Consider the following 12775-nt stretch of genomic DNA (forward strand, 5'->3'; position numbering starts at 1 on the left):
CTACTCGAGGACGTCCGGTGGATGCTGGTCTCCAGTCGTATTCTCCGCAGGGTCGATTCCCAGTTCGCGAAGCTCCGCATCGGTCGGCTCGCTCCCGCTGTCGCCCTTGTAGAGTGCAACTGCGTCGTCGAGGTTTTCCAGTGCAGTCTCTCGAGTCGGGCCCTGGCTAGTGACTCCCGTCTCGACATCCGTGGCGACCCACCAGTCCTCCTCACGCCAGAGGCGGATTTCGCCATCGTGGGTGTCACCGCCGCTCGCTGAACTGGCCATTATGTCTCTGAATTGGGGAACGATTCGCATAAGCGTTCGGCTCCGGCTCGGCTGCGGCCGTCGAGACCAACGCCACCAACGTGACGGGCAGCGTTTCGGGCAACACGGACTACCTCGTTATCGGCGAGAGCCCGGGCCAGACGAAACGCGACGACGCGGGGAAAACGAGGTACCAATCGTCGACGAGGACGAGTTCCGAGAACTGCTCGGCGAGTACGGGATCGACCTCGAGTGAGCCTCGAGAACTCCCGGCCAGACGGACGCGCTTCCGACGGCTTTAGTACCGACGACCGTAATGAGAGCGCACCGTGTTGACTCTGCTCAGACGATTGCGCGACGTCTCCCGTCCGAGAGCCGTGGGTTCGATCACCGTCGGCCACGGGGTCAACGAGTTCTTCGCGATCGTGATCCCGCCGATTATTCCGCTGCTCGTCGCGGACCTCGGGATCACCTACGGGCAGGCGGGCTTTCTCGTCACCATCTTCTTTCTCATGTACGTCCTCTTCCAGCTTCCCGCCGGCATGCTCGCCGACGTGATCGGGAAGGAGCGCCTCCTCGTCGGCGGCCTGTTCGGGATGGCCGGAGGGATCTTTCTGGCGAGCACTGCACAGAGCTACGAGACGCTGCTCGTCGCCCAGACCATCGCCGGGATCAGCGGCAGCGCGTTCCACCCGACGGGGATGGCGCTCGTCAGCGACTACGAGACAGAGGCGACCGAGGGGAAGGCGATGGGCGTCTTCGGCTTCGGCGGTGCGCTCGGGACGATGTCCGCGCCGGTGATCGTCGGCGGCGTCGCCGCGGTCGCGGGCTGGCGGCTCGCCCTCGCCACCGGTGTTGCGATCGGACTCGCCGTGAGCTGTCTGGTCGTCTACCTCTTTCTCACGGCCGAGGCCCCGGACGACGCGGAGTCGGATGGCACCGACGACTCGCGGATCGACGACCCACGGACCGACGGTGGCGAGCCCCGAAAGACGATTCGGCAAGCGATCCGCTCGGCGGATCTCTCGTTCGATCTCACTATCACGAAGAGCGTCGTCGTCCTCTTTTTCGTCACGCTCGTGCTGTCGATGCAACACCGCGCGATACAGACTTACACGACGGCCTACGTCGCCGCGGAGACCGGAACGTCGGCGTCGGTCGGAAACGTCGCGTTCTTCGCGCTCCTGGTCGGCGGCAGTCTCGCCTCCCTGTACGCGGGTGACCTCGCCGATCGGTTCGACCGGGTCGCGCTGGGAATCGGTGCCTCGCTCGTCACCGCCGTACTGGTCGCCGCCACGCTGGCGCTGGCGGCCGTGTTCGGCGAGCTACCGATCGGCGTCCTGACGGTGATTCTGGCGGTGTGGTTCGCCGTCATCGGCGCCGGCATGTACACCAGCTACCCGGTCAAGAACGCGATGGTCTCCCAGCAGGCCGAGACGGGCTCGAGCGGGAGCCTCTTCGGTGTCATTCAGACCGGCTCCGCCATCGGCAGCGCGAGCGGGCCGGCGGTGTTCGGCGTCCTCTCGACTCGCTGGGGTGTCGTGGCGGCGTTTCCCGCGATCGCCACGGTGAGCGTCGTGTTGGCCGGCTCGTTCGCGTTGTTGTGGGTTATCGGCGACTGATCCCGACGGCACTCACGCTGTGGGCCATCGCATCGCTCAGATACAAGCGACAGCCGCGGCGCTTCGGCCGAGTTCGGCTACGCCGCGGCCGGCAGCCGATCGGCGATCGACCACACCGCCTCGAGTCCCTGCACCTCCCCCTCGCGTTCGGGCAGCGTAACGACCTCGAGAGCCGGAAACGTCTCTCGAACCTCCGAGACCCGCTCGGCGTGTCGTTCGAACCGAGACTGACAGCGCGAACAGCCCTCGTCGGGATCCTCGAAGACGCGGTTCACGACGAGTCGATCGACCCGCACCTCGGCATCGCGGAGTTTCTCTACCAGTCGCTCTGATTCGGCAATCGCCATCCCCTCCGGGATGAGGACGATGCGAAACTCCGTTCGCTCGGGATCGGCCAGCAGGTCGCGAGCGCGCTCGAGACGGTCCTGAAAGGCCTCGAGACTCTCCTCACCGTCGGTACTTCCGGTCATCATCGACATCGGTCCGAACACCGCCGACTTCGCGGCGGTGCCGATCCGGCTGGCCTGTCCGCGAAGCGACTGGAGGGTCTCGAGGGCGGGTCCCAGCACCTCCGGCGTGTCGAACAGCCGGAGGGTGTGCCCCGTCGGCGCGGTGTCGAAGACGACGACGTCCCACTCGCCCGAATCGACGTACTCGACGAGCAGGTCTAACGCGGCAATCTCGTCCCCGCCGGCCGGCGCGCCCGACGCGAAGATCCGTTCGACCTCGTCGTCCGAGAGACGGATGCCGGCGCTGCGGAGATCCGCGGCGAGCGCCGTCGCTAGCTTCTCGTAGCGTTCCTGCTGGGTTTCGGCGTCGATCTCGACGGCCCAGAGGCTGCCGCCCGCGTCGAGCTCGAAGTCGCCCTCGTCGGTCGTCTCGAGTCCGGGACCGGCTCCCAGATCGACCTCGCTCGGTTCGGGCCCGAGGTCGGCCTCGAGCGAGTCGGACAGCGAGTGTGCCGGGTCGGTCGAGACGATCAGCGTCTGGCAGCCCTCGGCGGCCAGCTCGAGACCGGTCGCCGCCGCACAGGTCGTCTTCCCGACCCCGCCTTTCCCGCCGTAGAAGATGCAGTCAGTCACGGGTTTGTATAGGCGGGACGGCTACCTAAACCGAGTGCCGGCGAGTGAGACGCGTTTCCACCGACAGCTGAACTCCTGAGGGAGGCGGATCGAACGCAAAAACCAGCGCACGAACGGAAACGCTCTCAGAGATCGACGCGATCGAATCGGTAGAGCGCGATCGCGATCGGGACGACGATCCAGCAGAGCAGGATGACGAAGGAGAACCAGTTCTCGAGGTAGAACGGCACGCCGTTTGCGAACCACTCCGAGGGGTAGGTCGTGCCCATGTCCTCGCCGCCGAACGAGCCGAGGAAGGTGATCGTGTTCTGGAACGCGTTTCCGGGATCGATCATGTCGATGAACAGCGCCCAGTCGGGGAGTCGCTCGAACGTGAATTGTTCGGTGGTTCCGTCCGGCCCCATACCCTCGGCCGTGTAGCTGACTCCTTCGATCGTTCCGCGATTCATCAGGAGCTGGAAGACGGACTGGATCGCGTTCCAGACGACGTAGAACAGGATGAAGATGCCGAACATCGCGGCGCCGGCGACGGTCGTCGAGCGGGTCAGCGACGACAGCGAGACGGCGATGCTCGTGTAGGCGATACCGTAGATGATCGCCATCAGGAGCAGGCTGAAGTAGTCGACGACGTCGAAGCCGCCGAGTAACACCGCGACGATGACCGCGGCGAGCACGAACCCGACGACGAGCGACAGCGAGAGGACTGCCGACCGGCCGATGAGTTTCCCGAGCAGCACGTCCTTTCGGGAGTGGGGCAAGGAGAGCAGGATCTTGATGCTCCCCGTCTCGCGCTCGCCGGCGATCGCTTTCCAGCCCAAGATCAGCGCGATCAGCGGGATCACGAGCCGCGTGATCTGACTGACGAAGAGAACGAGCACTTCCGTCGTCGCTCCCTCCGCGGCGATATCTTCGCCGAAGTACGAGATCGTTCCCGTGACGGCGACGAGTAACACGAAGAAGAAGACGCTCAGGCCCCAGAACATCCAGGACCGGACGGCGTCCTGGAAGTCCTTCCTCGCGATCGCTCGGACGCTCGTGAGATTGATCGAACTCGATGTCGACTCCGAACTCGTTGCGGTGCCGGACTCGGTGCTCATCGGGCTTCTACCTCCGTTCCCGTGGTGTACGATTGGAAGACGTCCTCGAGCGAGGCTTCGCGCGTCGAGAAGTCCTGAACCTCGATGCCGCGGTCCTCGAGTTCAGTGAGGACGGCGGTTTTCGAGCCGCTGACCTGTACGATCAGTGTCGGCGGGCTCTCGCCCTCGATGACGGCATCGCTGACGTCGGGCAGCGATCGAACGGCCTGCAGCGCGTCGTCGTCGATCCGATCGACGGTGACCCGCAGGCTCGTTCCGCCCTCGACGGAGTCGCGCAGGCCGGAAACGGTGTCGACGGCGACCATCTCGCCGTCCCGAAGGATGCCGACGCGGTCACAGACTGCCTCGACCTGTTCCATGATGTGACTCGAGAAGAACACCGTGGCACCGCGGGCGTTCTCCTCGCGGACGATCTCGCGCATCTCGCGGGCGCCGTTCGGGTCGAGCCCCGTCGACGGCTCGTCCAGAATCAGCAGGTCGGGTTCGCCGACGAGGGCCATCGCGAGCATGAGTCGCTGGGACATCCCCTTCGAGTAGCCGCCGGCCTTTTTGTCGATGGCGTCGACGAGACCGACGCGCTCGAGCAGTTCCCTGGGGTCGTCGTCGGTCTCCTTCGAGTCGATGGCGAACTCGAGGTGTTGGCGGGCGGTCAACCGGTCGTAGGTTTCGACGCCCTCGGGGAGGACGCCGGTCCGCGAGCGGATCTCGCGGCTGTGTGCCTGGGCGTTCATCCCCAGCACCTCCACCCGGCCGTCGGTCGGCCGGATAAAGTCCAGAATGACGTTGATCGTCGTCGATTTGCCGGCTCCGTTCGGACCGAGAAAGCCGAATACTTCGCCCTCTTTGACCTGGAACGAGAGGTCATCGAGCGCGAGTTCCTGACCGTAGGATTTGGTCAGGCTATCGACTGTGATAGCTGGCATGGCTGTGTGGTCTCACCGTTCGCCGATAAGAGTTGTTACTTCGTTGTATTGATATTCCGTTTTGTCCGGAGGAACAAACTGTCTCTCTATGGAGGGTCCGAGTCGAACGCCGTCTCGGAGCCGTCTTCGACGCAACGTTCGACTCGCAGTCGCCGATTTCGTCTCTATAGCGGATCGTCGGGATCGTACTGCTCGGCGGTTCGTTCGGCTTCCTCGGCGTACCGTTTTCGGGTCTCCTCGTCGGGAACCGGCTCGAGTTCGGTTTCGGGAATCTCCGTCGCTGCGGTTACCTCGCCGCCAGTTCGTAGCGACGTCGCGGAGCGTTCCCGCTGCTGGTAGCGTGAGCCGTCGGGCGTCGCGTAGACGATGGTCACGAGATTGCGGTCGTCGAACGTCCGTTCGACCAGCCAGCACTGGACCGTCGAGTCACTCATGCTCCGGGTTTGGGTGCCGAGACCCGAGAATGTACTGTGTTGGGTGGTACCATATCGGGTTCTCGATTTGCGCGAGAGGGCACGAGCTACTTGCCGGACGATGTGGAACCTCGAGACGGAATGCTCGGAGTCTGGAGCGAGCACGTCGACGAGTTGCTGTACGACGGCGAACGCGTGAAGCGACGCGTCGACCTCGAGGGGGCGACGTTCGTGGTCACGAACGATCGCGTCCTCGTGTTCACGGAGGGCGGCGACGGACCGAACTACCGGACGGTCGAGCGACCGAACGTCGCCCGGGTCTCCATCGAGACCGAAGATTCGATCGCCCCGCTTGTCTGGGGGTCGGTCGTCCTGTTTCTCGCGCTGGGCGTATTGCTCGTCGCGATGACCTACGACCTCGCCAGCATCGCCGACAACTTCGACGTCGAAGGCACAACGGGGATCGCCGGCGGCGCACTCGAGACCGTCGAAACCCTCCTTACGGTGTTCGATCTGACCGTTCTCGCGATCGGCGTCCTCCTGTTGCTGATCGCCGCCGCGTTCTTCGTTCAGTACATCGGGTCGCGCTCGCGCCGACTCCTCCTTCGGGTGAGCGGCGACGACGATATCTCGGTTCCAGTCAGCGACGACGATCTCGAGGCCGAGCGGGAGGTCGACTTACAGGAGGCGATCGCCCCGGGTCCGGGACCCGTCGGGAGCGACGCGGTCGTCGAAGCCGACGCTGACGGGAGAGGTAAGACGACCGACGAGCGAGGCGGAGCGACCGCTCCGGTGGACGAGACTGACGCCGACGCGGACGAAGCGAGCACACCCCCCGACGGGGCCGAGACCGACCCGACGAACGACCCCGAGGAGTCAGGCTGAAAGCCACTGAGGTTCTAGGGCCGCCGATGAACGCCGAGGGGGTTCGCGACCGAGCCGGATCGTTACCGCGCGAGCCCGGCGTCTACCAGTTCCGGCTCGAGGGCACCACGCTCTACGTCGGGAAGGCGGTCGATCTCCGGAGCCGCGTCCGATCGTACGCGGATCCGCGAAGCGCGCGCATCCGCCGGATGGTCGACCGCGCCGATGAGATCGAGATCGCTGTCACCGACACCGAAACGCAGGCGCTGCTCCTCGAGGCGAACCTGATCAAGCGCCACCAGCCGCGGTACAACGTCCGGCTCAAGGACGACAAGTCGTATCCGATGGTGCAGTTGACGAGCCACGAGGCGCCGGGGATCGAGATCACGCGCGACCCCGACGAGTCCGCGACGGTCTTCGGCCCGTACACGAACAAGGGGCAGGTCGAGACCGTGGTCAAAGCGCTCAGGGAGAGCTACGGCATCCGCGGCTGCTCGGACCACAAGTACGCGGGCCGGGACCGACCCTGCTTGGACTACGAGATGGGGCTCTGTACCGCGCCCTGTACCCGCGAGATCGACCTCGAGAGCTACGCCGAGGACGTGACCGCGGTCGAGCGCTTCCTCGAGGGCGAGACCGGCATCCTCGCGGATCCGCTGCGCCGGGAGATGGAGGACGCTGCTCAGAACCAGCACTTCGAGCGCGCGGCCAACATGCGGGATCGACTCGAGACCGTCGAAGCCTTCCACGGCGAGGGCGGCGAGGCGGTCCAGACGCGGAGCGACGAGCGCGCCGTCGACGTCCTCGGGGTGGCCATCGAGGGCGAGGACGCGACCGTCGCCCGCCTGCGCGCTGAGACCGGTAAACTGGTCGATCGGGACCGGCACACGCTCGAGGCGCCGGGTGCGGACGTCGGAGCGAGTACCGAAGACGAGGGCGGCGTCCCCGCCGTCCTCGCCGCCTTCATCGTCCAGTACTACGCCGAACGCGACCTGCCCGACGCCCTGCTGCTGCCCGAACGCCACGGGGATAGCGAGGTCGCCGCCTGGCTCGAGGCAGAGGGCGTCTCCGTCCGCGTACCGGGTGCCGGCCGCGAAGCGAAACTGGTCGAACTCGCGCTCAAGAACGCCCGACGGAACGTCGGCGGCCGCGACGAGTGCGGGATGCTCGCTGACGCCCTCGAGATCGATTCGGCCCGGCGAATCGAGGGCTTCGACGTGAGTCACGCTCAGGGGAAAGCCGCAGTCGGCAGTAACGTCACGTTCGTCGACGGCAGCGCCGAGAAGGCCGACTACCGACGGAAGAAGCTGACCGATCAGAACGACGATTACGACAACATGCGGGCCTTACTCGAGTGGCGCGCCAGCCGCGCCGTCGAAGGCCGGGACGATCGGCCGGACCCCGACCTGCTGGTGATCGACGGGGGCGAGGGACAACTCGAGGCCGCACGCGACGCGCTGGCCGACGTCGGCTGGGACGTGCCCGCCATCGCGCTGGCGAAGGCCGAAGAGCGCGTGATTACCCCGAAACGGGAGTTCGCCTGGCCTAGCGACGCCCCGCACCTGCATCTCCTCCAGCGGGTGCGCGACGAGTCCCACCGCTTTGCGGTGCAGTACCACCAGACCGTCCGCGACGAGGTGAAGACGGTGTTGGACGACGTTCCCGGCGTCGGTCCCGAAACCAGAAAACGGCTGTTGGGGCGGTTCGGGAGCGTCGAGAACGTCCGCGAGGCGAGTCTCGAGGACTTAGCGAGCGTCTCCGGCGTCGGGGAGAAGACGGCTGAGACCCTCAAATCACGATTGTGAGCGATAGCCGTCGTTCCCGAACCGAACTGATTACTCGCACTCGCCGACCTCGTCTTCGCCGTCACGGTCTCCGTCGGGAGCAGCTATCTCGTCGAACCACGGCCCTCGCGTTACGACGTCTCTCCGCCGATCGAATCGAATAACGCCGTTTCGGGCTAGTTCGGGTAGCTGGACGTGATGGAGTTCGTAGACGAGCGTGAGGTACTCCTCACAGCACAGGTTTTCGTCGCCCCGAACGATCGGGGTTGCGTCCAGCGTCTCGTTGTCGGCCAGTGCAGCGACGATCCGTCGCTTCTGCGCTCGAAGCGCGGTGGTCAGTTGCCCATCACTCTCGGACGTTCGTTCGGGTACTTCCATGTGCTACCGCTCTCGGCGTCCGTCTCGACGCGGTTCGAACGGGTCGGGTTTCACATCGCCACCCGTTGACCGCGTTCGGTCGAGACGGGGCGTTCCACGGTCGGAATACGGACTATGCGCTGGAACCATCATTACGACTCTCTGTTCCGCATCGGGACGGCCTCGATCGCTCCCGCGCTGAACACGGTCACCGCAAATCCTTCGTAACGGAAGGACGTGCTGTCAGGCTCCCGAACACCGCCGGGAGACGGCGCGAACAGGTCCTCGAGCGCCACCGTATCGATGGCGGAATGGAGCGGGGACAGTTCCATCGGATCGCTGTTCAGCGCGGTCGCTACCACCGCAACGACCGCCAGACTCGCCGAATCACGGGTGCTATCGTACGCCGCTCGAAAGCGTTCCCTCTCGATATCGAATTCGACGGCCGCCATCGAGTCGACGATGTCGACGCTCCCGAACGTCTTACCAGGTGTTGTCATCTACTCGATGAACGGCTGCTAGCGGATTGTGGCTGACTTTTGCTCGCGCAACACGTTTTTATACGTTCTTTTTATTGGTCCGCTTGAGACGTTATCAACGTGCTCGCGACGAGGCGCCGAAGACCGCGCTGTAGCCGTGACGAAACCGCCTGTCGACTGATCTCGAGTTCGTCGGCGATAGTGTCTTGCGTGGCGTTTCGCGGTGAGTCGAAGTAACCGCGGGAGTACGCTAGAATCAGCGCCGTCCGTTGACCGTCGGTCAGATCGTACTCCCGATCCGACCTGAGCGCCGAGAGCGCGTGCAGTTGGGTGAGCTGGATGGGAATGCCGTTATCGTGGCAGTACGACTGAAATTCGGAAATTTGTTTCTGGGTGCCACTTCTCACCTCGAACGTCCACTTCTTGTCGTCTCCGATTCCAGAAAGGAGGGTAACGTCGGTGTTGACGATCGCGGTTAGCACGCTCTCGTGTTCGAGATTCCAGTCAATTCGGACGAGCATTTGATCCGACAACTCGTCTATCACTTTCACATTATCGACCCCCTTATCACCGCTCAGATCGGTCGTGAGTTCGGCGACGTTTTCCGCGTGGATCCAGAAGTAGGGGATAACGGCATCGCTTGTCGGGACGACTCGATCTAGTTCGATGGTGGCGTCGGGTAACGCTTCGAAGACGGCGTTCAACGGGAATTCGGGCTGATCGATGGTAAACGATGCCTCGATTGCCATAGTCATGGTTCTCGGCGAGCGTTCTTGAGTCACTAGTCCTCCATGTGCCGACCGGAGACTCCGTACACGTTCTTACGCCATCCGTTGCGACGGCAGGGACAGGGCTATCCCCCGCAGCGTCTTATGGTATTCTATGGCAAACGACGACGATCTCGACGACCTGCTCGACGAACTCGACAGTCAGGGCGACCTCGAGACCTCCCAGCAGATGCTCTCGATTCGGACGGAAAGCCGCCGGTACGACAAACCGGTGACGATCGTCGAGGGGTTCGATCTCGAGTCGGACGAGATCAAATCGATCGCCTCGGATCTCAAGAGTTCGATGGGAACGGGCGGGACGGTCGACGACGGACGAATCGAACTGCAGGGCGACCACCGCGACCGCGTTCCCGATCTACTCCGCGAGCGAGGCTACGACGTTCGGGAGTGAGTCGAAACCGACGGCTCACGAACCGTCGTCCCATGCGTAGTCGAAGTCACTTTATGCCAGCCCTGTCACGTAATAGCATGAACATCCGTCCAGCGGATCCCGAGGATTTCGAGGAAATCAAAGCTGTCGCGCGGGAATCGTGGCACGATACCTACGACGAACTCGACTCCGACCTGATCGATCGAACCGTCGACGACTGGTACACCGACGATTCGATGCCTCTCAAGGCCCCCGGGACGGTCGTCCTCGTCGTCGAGCGCGACGACGAGATTATCGGCTTCACGCACGCCGTCGCCCAGGGCGACACAGCCGATATCCTCCGAATGTACGTTGCACCCGACGCGCAGGGTACGGGTATCGGGACCGACCTGCACGAGTTTTTGATCGAGCGACTCGAGATGTACGACGTCGACCGCGTCCGCTCGTTCGACTTCGCGTTCAACGACGCCAGCCGACGGTTCTACGAGGGACTCGGATTCGAACGGACCGACACCGGCGAGGTCACGATCGAGGGCGAGCGGTACGACGAAGCGGTGTACACGCTGGAACTGTAGGCTCGGCAACGCTGCCGTCAGCTCTCGGCAGTTAGCTCAAAACGGACTCGTCGCCGGTCGCTGAATGGGTCTCTTTCTTCGTCAGCCAACTCGCCGAATTATCGTCAGTCGAACGCGACGAGGCGGCCGTCGTCCGTGCCGACGAAAACCGCGCCATCGGCGACCGTCGGTCCGGTCGCGACGCCGCTCTCGAGCGCTTGCGACCACAGTCGATCGCCGCTCTCGAGGTCGAGCGCGAGTAGTTCCGGCCCGATCATCGTCGCGTAGACGGCGTCGTCGGTGACCGCCAGCCCGGTGATCGAGTAGCGTCCGACCGAGACATTCCAGCCCGCTTCGAACTCGTCGTGACCGATGGTTCCGATGCGGCCGCCGTCCGTCCCGTAGACGATCGACTCCGGCGTCGCCGCGGGCGAGGAGAGGACCTGCCCCGTGACGCCGACCTGCCGATGCGAGTCGTCGTCGGGTGGAAGGATCTCGATCGTGGTCGCTGGCGCCAGAACGTGATCCCCGGCTCCGGTCGGAGACTGCATCCGGGTTCCCTCGTGGACCCAGCGTTCGGCGCCGTCGATCGGATCAAGCGCGTGTACCCTGCCGTCCCACGCGTCTTCGGCACCTGCGTAGACGCCGTCGCCGGTAACTGCGGGATAGTCGACGGCGTCTACGGACAACTCTGTCGACCACAGTTCGTCGCCGTCGGCCGCGTCGATGGCGTACGCGGTCGGCTCGTCGCTCGTGCCGACGTAGACGATTCCATCGGCTGCAGTCGGTCCCGCGACCGGACCCGCTAGCTCGGTCGTCCACTCCCGCTCGCCCTCGGCTGCGTCCAGCGCGATGAGGTGGCCCTCGTCGGTGCCGACGACGACCAGGCCGTCGACGACGCACGGACACTGCGACCGGCCGCCCTCGAGCGACTCGGTCCACCGTTCGTCGCCGTCGGCCGTATCGAGCGCGTGGACGGTTCCGGCGTCAGTCGCGGCGTAGACGGTGCCGTCGACGACCGCGACCTGACCGTCGATGCTCCCCGCAAGCGTCGTCGACCACCGTTCGGACGGCTCCGCTGTCGGGGCCGTCGACGGAGTGTAGCCGTCGTTCGCCGGCGTTCGCTGGAAGGACGGCCAGTCGTCGGCCGCGATTTCCGGATCGTCCTCACCGGCGCTCGGTTCGTCCTCGTCACCGTCGCCACCGTTTCCATCGTCTTCCGTTCCCCCGTTCTCGCCGTCCAGTAGGCTCGTACAGCCGGCGCCGGCGCTTACCGTCGCCGTAGCGCCCGTCAGGAGAACTCGACGCCTCGAGTGTTTCATGATCCCTACAGCTCAGCAATGAATAATAAGTACGGTGAATGTGATCGACAACTGACGGGACGCGACGATCGCTCGGTTCCGCGCTCAGAACTCCAGGCGCTCTCTCGTTGGTTGCGCTCCTAATCGTTATCAGGCTACCCGGGGACTGTCTCTACGTCAGTTAAATCGAGTCGAGAGGCCGTGACGGTTACCGTTGTCCCTGGCTCGATCTCTTCGAGACGTTCAGCTACCACTGAATTCACTGCTACTATAACTGTCCCGATACCAGTATCTAGGCAGAACGACGACTGCGGATCTCTGGCAGCGGTATCGACCTTCCTGACGATACCAGTAATGTTGTACCCGTCGTCTCGTGGTGTAATTCCTGCTTGTGCACGCGGGCTTCGGTCAAGAGCGACGGGTTGGGCCGTGATTTGCAACGCTACCGATTCGCCGATGTGCTCCTCGGTCGCCACAGTTGCTGTCCCGTCAAACAGTTCCATAGTGGTATCGTTGAATTTGACGACTACGGTTTGCGTGTACACTGTCCCCTGATATTGGGCGTTCGGGTGTATCTCTTCTATCATTCCGGATATCATATATCGATGTTCTTTGGGGTATCGATCCATCCTGTTTCACGCCAACACGCATCCGTTCAATTCCTTCTCGAGGGATCGGCGTAAGCATATATTCTGTTTTCCCGATAGCACTACTACCTGAGGGATCACCGTTTTAATAGCATCGTACATTAGATCATCAATTTCGTTTGGAGTCATTTTATTTGTTAGTTCTTCACCCTCTATTTTTAACCTAAAGGACAGAAGCTTGTTATCCCATCTTCAGAGACCGCATCTTTTCCCACGCCCTGGATATGGCGTTGTTCAATATGTCT

At 63.6% G+C, this 12775-nt stretch carries 15 protein-coding genes and 1 pseudogene; 6 read left to right on the top strand and 10 right to left on the bottom strand.

The window, feature by feature from the left end; genetic code table 11:
- Entirely contained in the window at nucleotides 1–270 is a 270-nt protein-coding gene (locus tag ACSFDB_RS18980; protein WP_440772471.1) for a type II toxin-antitoxin system HicB family antitoxin, read from the bottom strand.
- A gap of 77 nt (nucleotides 271–347) precedes the next feature.
- On the opposite strand from ACSFDB_RS18980, the pseudogene ACSFDB_RS18985 reads away from it, so the two are divergent.
- Together ACSFDB_RS18985 and ACSFDB_RS18990 are read left to right on the top strand one after the other, a co-directional pair.
- A pseudogene (locus ACSFDB_RS18985) lies at nucleotides 348–505 on the top strand (BRCT domain-containing protein); the annotation flags it as partial.
- A 121-nt stretch (nucleotides 506–626) separates the two neighbouring features.
- Entirely contained in the window at nucleotides 627–1871 is a 1245-nt protein-coding gene (locus tag ACSFDB_RS18990; RefSeq protein WP_440772472.1) for an MFS transporter, read from the top strand.
- Between the two features lie 77 nt (nucleotides 1872–1948).
- On the opposite strand, the gene ACSFDB_RS18995 is transcribed toward ACSFDB_RS18990, so the two are convergent.
- From ACSFDB_RS18995 to ACSFDB_RS19010, 4 genes are all read right to left on the bottom strand, one after another.
- Nucleotides 1949–2953, bottom strand: coding sequence for an ArsA family ATPase (locus ACSFDB_RS18995; RefSeq protein WP_440772473.1), 1005 nt, complete (start codon nucleotides 2951–2953; stop codon nucleotides 1949–1951).
- A 125-nt stretch (nucleotides 2954–3078) separates the two neighbouring features.
- The gene (locus ACSFDB_RS19000; protein ID WP_440772474.1) at nucleotides 3079–4050 is read right to left on the bottom strand and encodes an ABC transporter permease; all 972 of its coding nucleotides are present in this window, start codon (nucleotides 4048–4050) and stop codon (nucleotides 3079–3081) included.
- The gene (locus ACSFDB_RS19005) at nucleotides 4047–4973 is read right to left on the bottom strand and encodes an ABC transporter ATP-binding protein (protein ID WP_440772475.1); all 927 of its coding nucleotides are present in this window, start codon (nucleotides 4971–4973) and stop codon (nucleotides 4047–4049) included. The genes ACSFDB_RS19000 and ACSFDB_RS19005 overlap by 4 nt, the downstream gene beginning before the upstream one ends.
- Nucleotides 4974–5137: 164 nt before the next feature.
- Nucleotides 5138–5407, bottom strand: coding sequence for a DUF7967 family protein (locus ACSFDB_RS19010; protein WP_440772476.1), 270 nt, complete (start codon nucleotides 5405–5407; stop codon nucleotides 5138–5140).
- Nucleotides 5408–5527: 120 nt separating this feature from the next.
- Between ACSFDB_RS19010 and ACSFDB_RS19015 the strand changes: the two genes are divergently transcribed.
- Together ACSFDB_RS19015 and ACSFDB_RS19020 are read left to right on the top strand one after the other, a co-directional pair.
- Nucleotides 5528–6271: a hypothetical protein gene (locus ACSFDB_RS19015; protein WP_440772477.1), complete on the top strand. Its 744-nt coding sequence runs from the start codon at nucleotides 5528–5530 to the stop codon at nucleotides 6269–6271.
- A gap of 26 nt (nucleotides 6272–6297) precedes the next feature.
- Nucleotides 6298–8055, top strand: a complete 1758-nt coding sequence (locus ACSFDB_RS19020) for an excinuclease ABC subunit C (protein ID WP_440772478.1) — start codon at nucleotides 6298–6300, stop codon at nucleotides 8053–8055.
- A 30-nt stretch (nucleotides 8056–8085) separates the two neighbouring features.
- On the opposite strand, the gene ACSFDB_RS19025 is transcribed toward ACSFDB_RS19020, so the two are convergent.
- The 3 genes from ACSFDB_RS19025 to ACSFDB_RS19035 all read right to left on the bottom strand — a co-directional run bounded on the left by ACSFDB_RS19025 (nucleotide 8086) and on the right by ACSFDB_RS19035 (nucleotide 9619).
- Entirely contained in the window at nucleotides 8086–8412 is a 327-nt protein-coding gene (locus ACSFDB_RS19025) for a hypothetical protein (RefSeq protein ID WP_440772479.1), read from the bottom strand.
- A 131-nt stretch (nucleotides 8413–8543) separates the two neighbouring features.
- Complete coding sequence (locus ACSFDB_RS19030) at nucleotides 8544–8891, bottom strand: HalOD1 output domain-containing protein (protein ID WP_440772480.1); 348 nt, start codon at nucleotides 8889–8891, stop codon at nucleotides 8544–8546.
- A 71-nt stretch (nucleotides 8892–8962) separates the two neighbouring features.
- Nucleotides 8963–9619: a bacterio-opsin activator domain-containing protein gene (locus ACSFDB_RS19035; protein WP_440772481.1), complete on the bottom strand. Its 657-nt coding sequence runs from the start codon at nucleotides 9617–9619 to the stop codon at nucleotides 8963–8965.
- A gap of 133 nt (nucleotides 9620–9752) precedes the next feature.
- Here ACSFDB_RS19035 and ACSFDB_RS19040 point away from each other — a divergent pair, with 133 nt between their 5' ends.
- Both ACSFDB_RS19040 and ACSFDB_RS19045 read left to right on the top strand, forming a co-directional pair.
- Complete coding sequence (locus ACSFDB_RS19040; protein WP_090312036.1) at nucleotides 9753–10049, top strand: SUI1 family translation initiation factor; 297 nt, start codon at nucleotides 9753–9755, stop codon at nucleotides 10047–10049.
- 77 nt (nucleotides 10050–10126) lie between these two features.
- Nucleotides 10127–10603: a GNAT family N-acetyltransferase gene (locus ACSFDB_RS19045; RefSeq protein ID WP_440772482.1), complete on the top strand. Its 477-nt coding sequence runs from the start codon at nucleotides 10127–10129 to the stop codon at nucleotides 10601–10603.
- Nucleotides 10604–10707: 104 nt separating this feature from the next.
- Here ACSFDB_RS19045 and ACSFDB_RS19050 read toward each other — a convergent pair whose 3' ends face one another.
- Both ACSFDB_RS19050 and ACSFDB_RS19055 read right to left on the bottom strand, forming a co-directional pair.
- Nucleotides 10708–11904, bottom strand: a complete 1197-nt coding sequence (locus tag ACSFDB_RS19050) for an outer membrane protein assembly factor BamB family protein (protein WP_440772483.1) — start codon at nucleotides 11902–11904, stop codon at nucleotides 10708–10710.
- 134 nt (nucleotides 11905–12038) lie between these two features.
- On the bottom strand, nucleotides 12039–12512 hold the full coding sequence (locus ACSFDB_RS19055) for a hypothetical protein (protein WP_440772484.1): 474 nt from the start codon (nucleotides 12510–12512) through the stop codon (nucleotides 12039–12041).
- Nucleotides 12513–12775 lie beyond the last annotated feature (263 nt).

This window comes from Natronorubrum amylolyticum, from assembly GCF_052040145.1.
Taxonomy (GTDB): Archaea; Halobacteriota; Halobacteria; order Halobacteriales; family Natrialbaceae; genus Natronorubrum.